The 15,319-nt window shown below is 43.4% G+C and carries 13 protein-coding genes; 9 read left to right on the top strand and 4 right to left on the bottom strand.

Translation table 11 applies throughout. From position 1 onward, the window contains the following. Positions 1–19 precede the first annotated feature (19 nt). The 5 genes from kynU to HY58_RS16530 all read left to right on the top strand — a co-directional run bounded on the left by kynU (position 20) and on the right by HY58_RS16530 (position 4,259). Positions 20–1,282 (top strand): kynureninase, encoded by a 1,263-nt coding sequence (kynU, locus tag HY58_RS16550; RefSeq protein ID WP_253271599.1) that lies wholly within the window; start codon positions 20–22, stop codon positions 1,280–1,282. Between the two features lie 19 nt (positions 1,283–1,301). Then, positions 1,302–2,102, top strand: coding sequence for an orotidine-5'-phosphate decarboxylase (gene pyrF, locus HY58_RS16545; protein ID WP_039134608.1), 801 nt, complete (start codon positions 1,302–1,304; stop codon positions 2,100–2,102). A 62-nt stretch (positions 2,103–2,164) separates the two neighbouring features. Continuing rightward, entirely contained in the window at positions 2,165–3,343 is a 1,179-nt protein-coding gene (locus HY58_RS16540) for an acyl-CoA dehydrogenase family protein (protein ID WP_039134605.1), read from the top strand. A 24-nt stretch (positions 3,344–3,367) separates the two neighbouring features. Next, positions 3,368–3,874: a shikimate kinase gene (locus tag HY58_RS16535; protein ID WP_039134603.1), complete on the top strand. Its 507-nt coding sequence runs from the start codon at positions 3,368–3,370 to the stop codon at positions 3,872–3,874. Continuing rightward, a complete protein-coding gene (locus HY58_RS16530) occupies positions 3,867–4,259 on the top strand; it encodes a DUF423 domain-containing protein (RefSeq protein ID WP_039134601.1) in 393 nt (130 codons plus the stop codon). Before HY58_RS16535 ends, HY58_RS16530 begins: the two co-directional genes overlap by 8 nt. On the opposite strand, the gene HY58_RS16525 is transcribed toward HY58_RS16530, so the two are convergent. After that, entirely contained in the window at positions 4,239–6,170 is a 1,932-nt protein-coding gene (locus tag HY58_RS16525; protein ID WP_172644673.1) for a 7TM diverse intracellular signaling domain-containing protein, read from the bottom strand. The genes HY58_RS16530 and HY58_RS16525 overlap by 21 nt on opposite strands. 90 nt (positions 6,171–6,260) lie before the next feature. On the opposite strand from HY58_RS16525, the gene HY58_RS16520 reads away from it, so the two are divergent. Then, positions 6,261–8,819 carry a DNA translocase FtsK 4TM domain-containing protein gene (locus HY58_RS16520; RefSeq protein WP_039134595.1) on the top strand — a complete coding sequence of 853 codons (2,559 nt, stop codon included), beginning with the start codon at positions 6,261–6,263 and terminating at the stop codon, positions 8,817–8,819. Positions 8,820–8,959: 140 nt separating this feature from the next. After that, positions 8,960–9,613 carry an outer membrane lipoprotein carrier protein LolA gene (locus HY58_RS16515; protein WP_039134593.1) on the top strand — a complete coding sequence of 218 codons (654 nt, stop codon included), beginning with the start codon at positions 8,960–8,962 and terminating at the stop codon, positions 9,611–9,613. Positions 9,614–9,684: 71 nt separating this feature from the next. Here HY58_RS16515 and HY58_RS16510 read toward each other — a convergent pair whose 3' ends face one another. Further along, on the bottom strand, positions 9,685–10,671 hold the full coding sequence (locus tag HY58_RS16510; RefSeq protein WP_039134590.1) for an AraC family transcriptional regulator: 987 nt from the start codon (positions 10,669–10,671) through the stop codon (positions 9,685–9,687). A gap of 38 nt (positions 10,672–10,709) precedes the next feature. After that, complete coding sequence (locus HY58_RS16505; protein ID WP_039134588.1) at positions 10,710–11,273, bottom strand: UbiX family flavin prenyltransferase; 564 nt, start codon at positions 11,271–11,273, stop codon at positions 10,710–10,712. A gap of 37 nt (positions 11,274–11,310) precedes the next feature. Between HY58_RS16505 and HY58_RS16500 the strand changes: the two genes are divergently transcribed. Then, the gene (locus HY58_RS16500; protein WP_039134585.1) at positions 11,311–11,844 is read left to right on the top strand and encodes a DUF255 domain-containing protein; all 534 of its coding nucleotides are present in this window, start codon (positions 11,311–11,313) and stop codon (positions 11,842–11,844) included. Positions 11,845–12,291: 447 nt separating this feature from the next. Here the strand turns inward: HY58_RS16500 and HY58_RS16495 are convergent, their stop codons facing one another. Next, positions 12,292–13,548, bottom strand: a complete 1,257-nt coding sequence (locus tag HY58_RS16495) for a pyridoxal phosphate-dependent aminotransferase family protein (protein ID WP_039134582.1) — start codon at positions 13,546–13,548, stop codon at positions 12,292–12,294. A 121-nt stretch (positions 13,549–13,669) separates the two neighbouring features. Here HY58_RS16495 and pafA point away from each other — a divergent pair, with 121 nt between their 5' ends. Further along, positions 13,670–15,304: an alkaline phosphatase PafA gene (gene pafA / locus HY58_RS16490; protein ID WP_039134579.1), complete on the top strand. Its 1,635-nt coding sequence runs from the start codon at positions 13,670–13,672 to the stop codon at positions 15,302–15,304. Positions 15,305–15,319: the final 15 nt, after the last annotated feature.

The raw sequence follows: 15,319 nt of genomic DNA, 5'->3' as shown, positions 1-15,319 counted from the left end.
GAACCTAAAATCAACCGCCTTGAATAATTCCCTCGAATTTGCACGCACACTGGATGCAGCCGATCCCTTAAGAGCTGCCAGATCATCCTTTATCATTCCGGTTGAAAATGGAAGAGAACAGATCTATTTCCTCGGTAATTCGCTTGGCCTGCAACCAAAACGAACAGCTTCCTACATTGACAAAGTGATGCAACAGTGGAGCCGCCATGGAGTAGAAAGTTTTTTTATGGGCGACGACCCCTGGATCAATTATCATGGGCACCTGGTCAAACCATTGTCAAATATCCTTGGAACGCTTCCACAAGAGATCGTGGTGATGAACCAGCTCACCGTTAACCTGCACCTGATGATGGTGAGCTTTTATCGTCCGGAGGGGCAGAAAAGAAAGATCATCTGCGAAGCAAAAGCATTTCCTTCTGATCAGTATATGTTTGAATCGCATCTGAAGGCGCTGGGATTGGATCCGGATGATATTCTTATTGAAGTTGGCCCCCGCGAAGGTGAGCATATTATAAGAAATGAGGACATTATTTCGATGATTCACCAAACGGGTAATGATCTCGCCCTCGTATTATGGGGTGGCATCAATTATTATACCGGGCAGCTTTTTGACATGGCATCCATAACGGATGCAGCCCATTCAGTTGGTGCCAAAGCAGGATTCGATCTCGCCCATGCCGCGGGAAATGTAATGCTTCATCTGCATCAATGGAATGTTGACTTCGCCTGCTGGTGTTCATATAAGTACCTCAATGCGGGTCCGGGTGCAGTGGGTGCAGCGTATATCCATGAACGATACCATAACGACCAAAACATTCATCGTTTTGCAGGATGGTGGGGCTATGAAAAAGAGACCCGCTTCCTGATGAAGAAAGGTTTTGTTCCTATGCGGTCTGCCGAAGGTTGGCAGCTAAGTACGCCATCTCCAATAATGATGGCCTCTATGCGTGCCTCACTCGAAATATTTGAGGAGGCAGGCTTTGCAGCAGTTTATCAAAAAGGTCAGCTACTTAGCGATTACCTGCTTTTTTTACTTGACGATATTAATAAGTCATCCTCATCCATGATAGAAGTAATAACTCCATCATCCCATAATGAAAAAGGTTGCCAGATCTCAATGCTCATGCACAAAAATGGAAAGGAGATCTTCGGGAAACTTTCAAGGGAAGGCGTATATGCCGACTGGCGTGAGCCCAACGTTATCAGGGTTGCCCCCGTTCCCCTCTATAATAAGTTTGAAGAAGTGTGGCATTTTGCAGAAATTCTTCGTTCAACTATTTAACCTGATTACCTTCACGCTCATGAACCGCGCTCAACTCATTGAACAGATAAAGAGTAAAAAGTCATATCTCTGTGTAGGTCTCGATACCGACCTCTCAAAGATCCCCGCTCACCTTCAGAAACGTCCCGATGCCATTGTTGCTTTCAATAAAGCAATCATTGATGCTACCCGTGAATTTTGCATCAGTTATAAGATCAATACTGCATTCTATGAAGCAATGGGATTGAAGGGATGGGCCGCCATGGAAGAAACCGTTCATTATATTGGTGATTCCCATCTCACCATCGCTGATGCTAAAAGGGGGGATATCGGTAACACGAGCTCACAGTATGCCAAAGCATTTTTTGAATCACTACCTTTTGATGCTATTACAGTTGCACCCTATATGGGCTCGGATAGCGTTAAGCCCTTCCTTGAATATTCAGATAAATGGACCATCGTGCTGGGATTAACATCCAATATCGGCGCAAAGGATTTTGAACTGCAGAAAATGGATGATGAATTCCTCTACGAAAAAGTTTTACGTACCGTTTCAGGTTGGGGAAACCCTTCAAACCTGATGTTTGTAGTTGGCGCAACGAAAGCCGATGCTTTTACCAATATCCGCAAAATTCTTCCCGATCATTTTTTCCTGGTTCCCGGGGTAGGGGCCCAGGGCGGCAGCCTGAAAGAAATATCGGAGAAAGCAATGAACCCTGATTGTGGCCTCCTCGTTAATGCAAGCAGGGCTATCATCTATGCTTCTGAAAAGGAAGATTATGCTGTAGAAGCTGCCGCCATAGCCTCCCAATACCAACACGAAATGGCTTCCTACTTATAAATGCCAGTTCCACACACTTGATCGCTTTTTCCTACTTTAGCAATTCCAAAATTCAAGAAGCCATGGCCCAGGATCAATTTCAAAGTCCCGATTATTTAAAGTTAGACGACCTCTTAACAGAAGAACACCTGATGGTACGCGATGCGGTGAGAAATTATGTAAAGCAGGAGATCTCGCCCATCATCGAGGATTATGCCCAGCGAGCAGAATTTCCCCAGCAGATCGTTAAACAAATGGGTGAGCTCGGCGTATTTGGTCCCACCATCCCTGCAGAATATGGCGGCGGCGGACTTGATTATATTTCCTACGGACTCATGATGCAGGAACTGGAAAGAGGAGACAGTGGCGTCCGCTCAACAGCATCAGTACAGGGCTCACTGGTGATGTACCCTATCTACGAATTTGGCAGTGAAGAACAACGGCGGAAATTCCTTCCTAAACTTGCCAGTGGAGAATGGTTGGGTTGCTTTGGCCTCACCGAACCAGATCATGGAAGTAATCCGGCTGGTATGCTCACCAATATCAAAGATGCGGGTGATCATGTTATCCTGAATGGCGCAAAAATGTGGATCAGTAATGCACCCTTCGCACAGGTTGCAGTTGTATGGGCAAAAGATGAAGAAGGTAATATCAGGGGCATGATCGTAGAACGTGGTATGGAAGGTTTCAACACACCAACCACCAAAGGCAAGTGGAGCCTTCGTGCCTCCGCAACAGGTGAGTTGGTTTTCGATAATGTGAAGGTCCCTAAAGAAAATATCTTTCCGAATGTAAAATCAATGCGCGGTCCGCTTAGTTGCCTTACAAAGGCTCGTTTCGGAATAGCCTGGGGCACAATTGGTGCAGCAATGGATTGCTATGATACCGCCCTGCGTTATTCTAAAGAAAGAATTCAGTTCGATCGTCCCATCGGCGGTTTCCAGCTTCAGCAAAAGAAACTGGCTGAAATGATCACTGAAATCAGTAAGGCCCAATTATTGAACTGGCGTGTTGCAGTACTGATGAACGAGGGAAAAGTGACCCCCGCACAGGTTAGCATGGCAAAGCGAAACGGCTGCGAAGTTGCGCATAATGTTTGCCGTGATGCAAGGCAGATGCTTGGTGGCATGGGCATAACAGGCGAATATCCCGTGATGAGGCATATGATGAATATTGAAAGCGTGATCACTTATGAAGGTACGCACGACATTCATCTCCTGATTACGGGTATGGATGTAACCGGAATGAATGCCTTCACCTGATAGGGTTGGCAACAAATATTTATTATGAAGATCTACCTGATAGGATTTATGGGAAGCGGCAAATCATTCTGGGGCCGCAAACTTTCTGAAAGTATGAAGCTTCCCTTTTTTGACCTCGATGATATGATCGTACAACAGGAGAATAAACCTGTCACGGATATATTCATGGAAAAGGGTGAAGAATATTTCAGGGGAATCGAAAAAGAGATGTTGCATGATCTCACCGCTTCTCACGAAAACTTTATCATTTCCTGCGGAGGGGGCACTCCCTGTTTCTTTGGCAATATCGATTACATGAAATCAAATGGTAAGGTAATATGGCTGAACACCGCAGCTGATGTATTGATTGAACGCTTGCTGAAAGAAAAAAAACATCGCCCATTGCTTAGTGATATTCCCGATGAAGACATGAAGGCCTTCATCATGAAAAAACTGCATGACCGTAAACTTTATTATGAACAGGCGCATTTGTCTTTGCCTGAAGAAACACTTTCACTAAAACAAATTCAGGAGGCAGTAGAAAATGAGTAGATCCATCCTTTCAACGGCAGCAATTCTCGGCGCCCTTGCAGTTATTCTCGGCGCATTCGGAGCTCATGGACTTAAATCACTCGTACCTCCAGAATCTGTGTCCACTTTCGAAACTGGTGTGCGATATCATATGTACCATGTATTTGCACTATTGGCTACTGGACTATTATCTATCCATTACCCTGTACTGCCAATGAAAAGAGCCGCACAATGTTTTCTCGTGGGCATGCTGCTTTTCAGCGGATCGCTTTATCTTCTTACTTTACTTAAAGCCACCGATACCGTTGGACTATCCAGTATAGGTCTTATCACCCCGATTGGTGGATTATTCCTTGTTGCAGGTTGGTTATTTCTCTTCTGGGGATTATTGAAGCGGAACACTTAAGGTGATGGTGGTGCCATCATTGCTGCGAATGCCAAAATAGCCGTCAATGGTTTCCATGCGCTTTCGCATATTCGTCATACCACTGCTGAACTCCCTTATCTTATCCGGATTTATTCCTACACCATTATCATGGATCTGGATCACAAGATGAGGGCCAAGCCTGAAACTAATGGTGACTACAGTGGCATTGGCATGTTTAACGATATTGTTGAGTGACTCCTTAATGCACAAAAAAATATTTCGTCTTTTCTCACCGCTCATTTCAACAGCAGGCATATTATCCGGATAGTCCACCTTGCAGGTTATATCTGCATTGTCAAGAAATTCATATGCATATGATCGTACATAGGCAATCATATTGTCCACCGTATCATTTGAACTTTTCATTGTCCAGATAATGGTGTTCATTTTACTGATCAGCTCACTTGCTGAATTTGAAATTTTATCAATTTCAGGTAGAATGGGCTCTTTCATTTTTGTCTTCGCCAACTCACTTAACAAACGGATTGCCGTTACCCCAGACCCCAGTTCATCATGCATATCAGCGGAAATCCTGTTTCGTTCTTCCTGCTTTGCCGCCAGCACGGCCATCTTATTCTCAATGGCAGTTTTCTCATAATCCATCAGCAAACGTTCCTTTTCCCTCGCCCTTGCTGAAATATCCTGCTTATTCTTCACCGAAAGTGCCACCAGGAAAAAGACCAGCTCAAAAAGAATTCCCAGTTCATACCAGAATAAGGAGTCGTTGATCAGGGCCGACCGGGCGTCAGTGAAACGCTGGGAACTATTGATAAGAAAAAGTGAAAGCAGCCCGCCTGCAAAGAGAAACGAATGGCCGATTGCCAGGTAGCGAAGTATTGATTGTCGGTTAATGATAGAATAAGAAATCACAAAAACAGTACAGAATGACCAGGAATACTTAATGAGGTTCTCAATAAGGTTTTGTAATGGAAAATTGTTGGTGAAAAAATTCAGGTAGGTAAAGATTGCCATCCCAGCAATAGTTAAATATTGCAGGGCTTTCAGTACTAAATTAAGAGCCGGAAAATCTTCTCTTGCATTCACAAATTTGATAAGAAAGAGAAAATAAAAAATGGTTGCCGTTGCCTGCAGCATAAAGTCGGCATAACTTTCAAAAAAGAAATTTTCCACGGTGGGATATTTGTATAGAGCCGCCTTTAAAAAAAACATTATCCCAAGTAAAGTGCCATACGAAGCATAATAGATAAACTCAATGGAACGATTGGCAAAAAATTGTGCTAATGAGTAAATCATCATCATCAGCATAATACCACAAATGAGATAGGTTATGATCGCACTGATCCTGCGTTCATTCTGAATGGATGCGATCAGGGAAGGAAGATAAAAATCCTGCGATAACATCGGCCTCAGATTGTTTACTGTAGTTTTGATAAACTTCAGTCGCGCTATAAAAGTTGCTGATTCCCCACTATTCAGCTTTATTTCGCCAACAATTGGATTGAAATTATTTTCATTTCCAGGTCCGGATATGGCTGGTAAAGAATCTGATACTTCCCCGTTATCAATCAATTTATACAATATTATTTCTCTGAAATAAAACCCCGGAAGGAAAAATAGTCTGGTGCTGGTATCAGTATCATTTGTAATACGAAAACGGAGGTAAAAATTTCGATTGATATCTCTGGCGGGAATCTTACTCGCAAAACTTCGGTCAATGGTTTGGTTGATGGGTAAGCCTGTGAGTTGATTATTTCTCAAACCATCAGAGCTGTCAATATAGATCCTGCTCTCACCTTCAATGGGAACCGCCAGTTTGATCATGCTGGTAAGGATAGTTTCTGCTACGGGCACTATATCCTGCGCCTTTAGCAGGTCACCGGTTAGAATAGCTGAAATCATGAAAATTGTCCGGATAAGGCATCGGACCATCAAGGAAATTTGCATCGGTAAGGCTAATCTAAAAATCTAACCCAAAATACAATTTCTTTTGCACCCTACTGCCAATGTATATTTGTGTTTATGGCAAATAAGCTGAAGTCCAAGAAAAAACCATTACCCGATACTGTTGACCTCCGGCAGGATAAGGAGGAGAAGGTGGAAATGAAGTCACTGGTCAAAGACGAACGCACCCTGAAGATCACCGGTGCCATATTGTTATTGCTGGCCATATTTCTATTCATTGCCTTCACTTCCTATCTGTTTACCTGGCAGGAAGACCAGGATAAGGTGTTCAAAGGTGGGAGTGAATTTCTGTTTGCTGATAATATCAGGGTTTCTAATCTGCTGGGTCGCCTGGGCGCCTGGGTATCACATTTTTTCTTTTACAAAGGATTTGGAATTGCATCTTATTTTCTCTGCAGCCTTTTTTTTGTTAGCGGAGCCAATCTCCTCTTTGAGCGGAAAATATTTCGCCTCACCCGCAATATGAGATATGTTTTGGTGGGGTTGATATATTTCAGTGTTGCCCTTGCCTTTTTCTTTGGTGCAAGCGCATTTCCATGGGGTGGTGCAGTGGGTGCCATGGTGAGCGACTGGATGACAAAATTCCTCGGCACCATTGGTACCGCAGCTATATTACTGGCAGCCGGGGTTGCCTACTTCATCTGGAGATTCAACCCGGTATTTTCAGTTCCAAAAATACCGGCAAATCCTCTTCGTAAAAATAACGATCCCGCTCCTGATCTAACCGGCAACAAAGAAGAGGTTAATGAACCACGACTATTTATTGAAGAAAAGCTCGCTAAGAAAAATGGACTGAAAAAAAATGATGGTGGTATAGTAGTTATTCCGCCACCCGATCCCATAACATCTATTCCTCTGGAGGTTATCGAAAAAGAATCTAACGATTTTGAATTGCAGGACCAGGTAGAAGAAGATGAAACAATACCGGTTCCAGAACAAGAGCCGAAAATAGAGGAAGATGTGCATGCCTATGTTGAAATGCCTTCGCCACCAATTCGTCCTCAGGTTCCTCAGGTTGCTCAAGTTCCTGTTAGTGATCTTGAGCTTGAAATCAAAGCAATTCCGGAAGGGACTATTGAAGAAGAGATCAATGAAAAGATCCCTGAACTTCCTCCTTATGAACCTACCCTCGACCTCAGGGACTATAAATATCCGGGCATGGATCTGCTGGAAACCCATGGTAGTGAAAAAATAGTGCAGGACCCTGCCGAACTGGAAACCAATAAGAACCAGATTATCACAACACTGAAAAACTATGATATCCATATCCAGAAGATCAGTGCCACGGTTGGACCAACCGTAACCTTATATGAAATAGTTCCGGCAGCAGGGGTGCGCATATCAAGGATCAAGAACCTTGAAGATGATATAGCCCTTAGCCTTGCAGCGCTTGGTATCCGTATCATTGCGCCCATCCCCGGGAAAGGCACAATCGGTATCGAAGTGCCCAATGTGAAGAAAACAGTAGTGAGCATGAAGACCCTGCTTAACTCTGATAAATTCCAGAACGCCAATTTCAGTCTCCCTATCGCTATCGGCAAGAAGATCGACAATGAGAATTTTATTGTTGACCTCGCCGCCATGCCGCACCTGCTGATGGCAGGGGCAACGGGCCAGGGTAAATCAGTTGGACTAAACGCCATTCTTGTTTCCCTTCTTTACAAAAAACATCCTTCCCAACTGAAGTTTGTACTGGTGGATCCAAAGAAAGTGGAACTGAGCCTGTACCGAACCATCGAACGTCACTTCCTGGCTAAATTACCGGGAGAGGAAGAGGCTATCATCACCGATACAAAAAAGGTGATCAATACCCTCAATGCACTTTGTATTGAAATGGATAACCGCTATGATCTTTTAAAGGAAGCCGGTACCCGCAACATCAAGGAATACAATGAGAAGTTTGTTAAGCGCAAACTCAATCCGCAGAAAGGACACCAATTCCTTCCCTTTATTGTGCTGGTGATAGATGAGTTCGCTGATCTTATTATGACGGCGGGGAAAGAAGTAGAAATGCCAATAGCCCGACTTGCACAGCTTGCCCGTGCAGTAGGTATACACCTGATAATAGCCACGCAAAGACCTTCGGTAAATATAATTACCGGAACTATCAAGGCAAACTTCCCGGCACGTATCGCATTCAAAGTTTCTTCCAAAATTGACAGCCGAACCATTCTCGATGCCGGGGGTGCTGAACAACTGATAGGGAAGGGGGATATGCTGATCTCCTATAATGGTGAACTCACGCGTCTGCAATGTGCCTTCGTCGATACACCAGAGGTGGAAGGTGTTACTGAATTCATCGGCGATCAGCGTGGTTACCCCCAGGCTTTTCTGCTTCCTGAATATGTTGATGAAAAAGACCTCGAAGGAAAGGATTTTGACCTTGGCGATAAAGACCCGCTTTTTGAGGAAGCCGCCCGTTTGATCGTTTCCAACCAGGTGGGATCAACATCCCTGCTGCAAAGACGTATGAAACTGGGTTATAACCGGGCGGGGAGACTGATGGACCAGCTTGAAGCTGCCGGCGTGGTGGGGCCTAACCTGGGAAGCAAAGCAAGGGAAGTGATCATTAAAACAGAATCAGAACTTGATCAGTTCCTCTCCGAAAGGCTTTAACAATATTAATGACCAGCTCACCGGCTAAACATTAGAAAGCTTTGTTAAAGCGAACGATCTCTTTAAGCTTTGCTTACAACCAGGGGTCCAATCATTGCATCTGAAAGAATATATTTGCACCCGTTTTAATTAACTAACACATGAAAAGATTTTTAGCCCTTGCGGCATTGTTGATAGGTTCGTTTTCAATTTCTATGGCACAAACCAGCAGTGACCCCGCTGCCAAAACCGTGCTTGATAAAGTAAGTGCCAAATTCAAGACCTTTAATGCTGTACAATCGGGCTTTACCCTTCAGGTTGAAGATGGTAAGGGGAAAGTGCAGGGAGTTAAAAAAGGAACTGTATATATGAAAGGCGGCAAATACAGGGTTAGTGTCACCGGCCAGGAAATTTTCTGCGACGGAACCAATATCTGGACCTACGATAAAGCTGCTAATGAGGTTACAATCACCAAATTCGAACCTGGACAAAACACGCTCACTCCTCAGAAACTATTCACCAATTTCTATGATAAGGACTTTCTATACAAGATGAATGGTGAAAAAAAGATTGGCGCAAAAACCATCCAGGAAATTGAAATGACCCCTACTGATAAATCCAAGGCTTTTCATAAAGTATATGTTTATGTAGACAAGTCAACCAACACCATCTATTCTACTAAAGTGCTGGAGAAGAATGGCAACAAATACACATACACAGTGAACAGTCTCAATGGTAAAGCTGTAGTGCCCGATGCACAGTTCGTGTTTGATAAGAAGAAATATCCAGGTGTAGAGGAAGTGGATCTTCGATAAATGATATCGTTCACATTTACTTTAATTGCAGGACCCCATTGGGTCCTTTTTTATTTGTAGGATGGAAAAAATCAGGCCCTGATTTCACTGGGGAGTAGATTATACTCCTTCCTGAATGCAGCCGCAAAATTGCTGAGGTTTGAATAACCAATCTTTAATCCAACTTCTTTAACGGAGAAATCACCACTCAGGAGCATGTCCCTTGCAATGCTCATCCGCTGGCGCTGGTAATAAGCATAAATGCTTGTTCCATACACTTCCTTGAAAAGCTTTTTAAGTTTTGCCGAACTCATCGCAGCTTCCTGTGCCAGCTGGTCGATAGTAGGCGGGCGACTATTAACATCGCGCGTCAGTAATGATTCAACATGCATTAACTGGTGAACATCATGCCTTGAAATTTTAGGACTTGCCATCAGTGTTTTTGATTTTTCATAAAGCCTGGTGAAAAATCTTTCTATCAGCAGCAATATCCTGTTTTGAATGGTTGCTATATACAATGGACTCTCCGGATCTGATTGCATCATCTCATTAAAATACCTGCGGTATTCATTGTCGATTGGTTCAATAGTATAACTTCCCGTGCGCATATTGAGATATGCGGTCAGCACCTCTTCCGGATCATTGATGTTTAAATGTTCTGCCAGCCATTCTTTATTAAAAATGATATTGACTCCCTTGATATGGGTTCCCTTTCTTCCCAGGTACGATACATCAAACAATGTGCTGGTGAGATAAATTCCTGCATGTTGTTCATTGCGTGTATTTAGAACTTCACCGTCAATTTTTAAAACCATCTCATCTTCGATGCGGATATCTTCATAACGAAGAACATAATATTCTTCCGGTATTTTTTGCCTTTTCAGGAAGAACTGATCACGAAGGATATAATCAGATATTATTGCCTGCAGGCCACTTGGCAATTCAACACAGGTTGAAAATCCATCAGCAATATGAGGGGGGTATATAAGTGTACAGTTCTGCAATGAAGTACCCATTGCGGCCGCCAGGTCATTCATGATCTGCCGGTAATTATAGGAATTATACTCAAAGCTGAACACTGGCAAATGTTTAGAGTACCAAATTAATCAAAACTCTGCTATTCCAATCCCCATCGGTAAGTCTTAACAGTTAGTCCTGCCAGGTCAAGAATTCTATCCACCACGGTGGCAGCAACTTCCTCAACAGTGGTGGGCCTTGAATAAAATGAAGGAGTAGCGGGGCATATGATCCCACCCGCAAGTGTTATTGTCTCCATATTACGGATATGAACCAGGTTGTAGGGTGTTTCGCGTACAACACATATCAGTTTTCTTCGTTCTTTTAATATTACATCGGCTGCCCGGGTAATCAGGTCATTGGATATACCAGAGGCTATTCTCCCCATTGTGCCCACTGAACAGGGAACAATGATCATGGTGTTGTATTGACCTGAACCAGACGCAAAAGGAGCATTGAAATCCTTTTTATCGTAAAACCGGATGCCGCTGTAATTATTATAACTGTCATTGCCCAGTTCCGTTTGCCAAACTGTTCTGGCATTATCTGTCATAACGCAGGCGAGGCCCTGCCACTGGTCTTTCATCAAAACCAGCTTATCGAGTAATAACCTGGCATAGATGGAACCGCTGGCGCCTGTAACAGCTATAACAATTTTTTGCATCCGGATGTGTTATTTTTGAATACCAACAAAGTTAATCATGCATAAGTTTATCACCGTACTGTTATTCTTATTTAGTTCAATAGCTGCCATGCCGCAATCATCCAGATCTTCCACGGATAAGGATATGCGCTGGATGAGTCTCGAAGAGGTTGAAAAGGCAGCTAATGAATCGGCACGCCCCGTGCTGATAGATCTTTATACGGATTGGTGTGGCTGGTGTAAGGTAATGGACAAACGCACCTATAAAAATGAAAAAGTGGTTAGTTACCTGAAGGATAAATTTTATTCAGCCAAGATAAATGCGGAAAGCAAAGCGCCTTTTGTTTGGGGTGGACGCAGTTTTGCCTTCAATCCACAATACAAAACAAACGATTTTGCCCTGTTTCTCACTAATGGCCAGCTTTCTTACCCAACCACCGTCATCATACCTGCCCCCGGTGAGGCCCCTCAGGCTATCCCCGGTTTCCTGGCACCCAATGATTTTGAGCTGATTGTGAAGTATTTCGGTGAAGGAGCCTATAAAAAAATCCCTTTCCCCGATTACCAGAAAAGCTTCAAAGGCAGTTGGTGATTGGTTTTTGGAGGCATAAATTAAAATTTAACAAGGCTGCAACGTTCCTTTCAATAAAGCAGTCTAATAAGTAGGTTTTTCATAGGATATTGGATATTATTCGGACGGGATTTCTATCCTGTCCTTTTTTTCTCTCCCGGCTTCCAGGAAGCCTCCAATTGTCAGATAAGTGTCATCCCGACACAACACATCTCAGGAAAAGTACTTAGTGCCGGTTGATTGCCGTCAAAAAAGATTGCTATACCCCAAAAAAATATGACCCATGCAACCAATGTTACCCCATTAACATCTTATATTTGAATTTTCATAGGATAAGGTTTAATGGTTAATGGTATTTGATTAGTGCATCCCGCCGCAAGGCGGGATTTTTTTTTTGCCTGATAAAACCAGCATAAAAAAAGCCACCCGAAGGTGGCTTCCCATATAATATAGTTTTCATTTTTTCTACTACATCGCCTCCGCCATATCGGGTATCTCAGCAGCTTTATATTCTCCTGCATCCAGCTTTGCCTTTGTTTCCGTAAAAGCCTTCAGTGTGAGATCAATATCCTCCTGGTTATGTGCCGCCGTAGGAATAAGCCTGTATATGATCTGACCCTTTGGAATAACAGGGTATACAACTATAGAACAGAAGATATTATAGTTCTCCCTCAGATCCAGCACCATAGCCGTGGCCTCAGGCACATCCCCCTTCATATAAACCGGCGTAACCATTGTATTGGTCTTGCCCAGGTCAAATCCTTTTTCACGCAAACCGTTTTGTAATGCATTGGTAACCTCCCAGAGCTTTGTGCGAAGCTCGGGCATAGATTTTAACATTTCCATTCGCTTCAGCATACCTTCAACAACCACCATTGGAAGGCTCTTGGCAAAGATCTGTGAACGCACATTGTATCGCAGATATGCCAACACATCCTTTCTTCCGGAAATAAAAGCACCTATACTTCCCATAGACTTTACAAAAGTGGAGAAATACAGATCTATCTCATTCTGGCAACCCTGCTCCTCATCTGTTCCTGCACCTGTTGGTCCCATCGCCCCAAATCCATGCGCATCATCAATCAGGATCCGGAATTCATACTTCTTCTTGAGCTCCACAATTTCCTTAAGCTTACCCTGGTCACCACTCATTCCATAAACCCCCTCAGTGATCAGGAGTATTCCACCACCGCTCTTTTCAGCCATTTTAGTAGCGCGCTGCAACTGCTTCTCACAGTCTTCAATATCATTATGCTTGAAAGTGTAACTATAACCCATATGCATCCTGATTCCATCAACTATACAGGCATGGCACTCCGCATCATATACAATAACATCCCTTCTATTCACCAACGCATCTATACAACTCATGATACCCTGGTAGCCAAAGTTCAGTAGCATGGCATCTTCTCTTTTGGTAAAACTGCTCAGCACCTTCTCAAGCTGCTCATGGTAAACACTATTGCCACTCATCATCCTCGCGCCCATTGGATAACCAATTCCCCATTTTGCCGCAGCTTCTGTATCAGCTTTCCTCGTGTCAGGATGATTTGCTAATCCAAGATAATTGTTCAGGCTCCAAACGATCCGCTCCTTTCCCCTGAACATCATCCGGCTTCCTAATTCTCCCTCCAGCTTGGGGAAGGCAAAATAGCCATGGGCACGCTTCATGTGCTGACCTAATGGTCCACCATCTTTTACCAGTTTTTCGAAGATATCTGCCATAGATTATATATGATTGATGAGAAAAATTTTTGCAAAGGTAATTCATTTTCACCTTGGCATTATCAATTGGTTAAGACAGTCCTGATTCATTCCTACCGCTATCTTTGTAAAAAAACAGGACATGTTAGTACGCTTTCTTTCTTTGTTGATTTTTGCCCTTTCTTTTTCAGTTACACAAGCCCAGCAGCAGGCTTCGGGCTCAAAACCAAAACTAGTTGTTGGCCTGGTGGTTGACCAGATGAGGTGGGACTTTCTATATCGGTATAGCGATCGTTATAAAGCCGATGGTGGATTCAGGCGACTGCTCACCCAGGGCTTTTCCAATGAGAATACTTTCATCCCATATGCACCTACAGTGACCGCATGCGGCCACTCATCTATTTATACAGGTTCTGTTCCTGCTATCAACGGCATTACAGGAAATGCCTGGTATGATAAGAAAGCTGGTAAAGTAATGTATTGCACCGAAGATTCTACCGTTAAAACGGTGGGATCCACTACTGCCGCCGGACAAATGAGTCCGCGTAATATGTATAGTACAACCATAGGGGATGAACTTCGCCTTTTCACAAATTTCCGGTCTAAAGTAATCGGCATAGCAATAAAAGACAGGGGAGCGATCCTGCCCGCAGGTCATGCCGCCAATGGGGCTTACTGGTATGATAGCAGAACGGGTGATTGGATCACTTCAACCTATTATCGCAACGACCTGCCTACCTGGGTTCAGACTTTCAATAAGCAGAAGATCGTCGACAAATATTATGGTGAAGGATGGAAGACACTTTATCCGATTGAATCATATAAAAGCAGTACTGCACAGGGACAGCAATTTGAAGGAAAACCTTTTGGGGATAAATCCATCGGTTTTCCCTACGATCATAAAGAACTTATCGGAAAAAATTATGGCAGCATTGCGGTTACTCCTCACGGTAATACGATGACCCTTGAACTTGCCAAAGCTGCACTCACCGGTGAAAACCTTGGTAAAGGTGATGCTACTGATTTACTTGCCGTAAGCCTGTCATCGCCAGATTATATTGGTCATACATTTGGACCTAATTCCATAGCCGTGGAAGATTGTTATCTCCGGCTTGATAAGGACCTGGGAGATTTTCTGAATTTCCTCGACCAGCATGTCGGCAAAGGTAATTATCTTTTCTTCCTCTCCGCCGACCATGGCGTTGCAAATGTTCCGGGCTTCATGAAGGCAAATAAATTACCCGCTGGAACATTTGATGATATTGGTACCATGGACTCCTTGAACACCATGCTGAAAGAAAAATTCGGCGCTTCCAACATCATTCTCACAATGCTCAATTACCAGGTTCATCTTAATCACAAAATAATTGATAGTGTAAAACTCAATAAGGAAGATATCATCGAAGAAGTGATCAGTTTCCTTTCAAAAGAGGAAGCAATTTCGCGTGCCTTCGACCTCTCAGAACTGCAGGAAACAACGCTGCAAAGCACAATTAAAGAAATGATCTCCAATGGCTATATGCCTAATCGAAGTGGTGATGTACAATTCATTCTTCATCCGCAATATATTGATGGCGGAACAACAGGCACCACCCATGGCTTATGGAATCCATATGATTCTCATATTCCACTGGTATGGATGGGATGGAATATTAAAGCCGGTAAATCTAATGCTCCGGTCTATATGTCCGATATTGCACCAACTATTGCCGCTATGCTTCAAATCCAGATGCCGAACGGTTGTGTGGGTAAGCCTATTGAAGCCATTATTCGCTGATTAATATATTTGCTA

Origin of the sequence: Flavihumibacter sp. ZG627 (assembly GCF_000814325.1) — a bacterium.
GTDB lineage: Bacteria > Bacteroidota > Bacteroidia > Chitinophagales > Chitinophagaceae > Flavihumibacter.
Note: the sequence above shows the minus strand (reverse complement) of the source record. Positions and strands in the feature narration are given on the sequence as shown.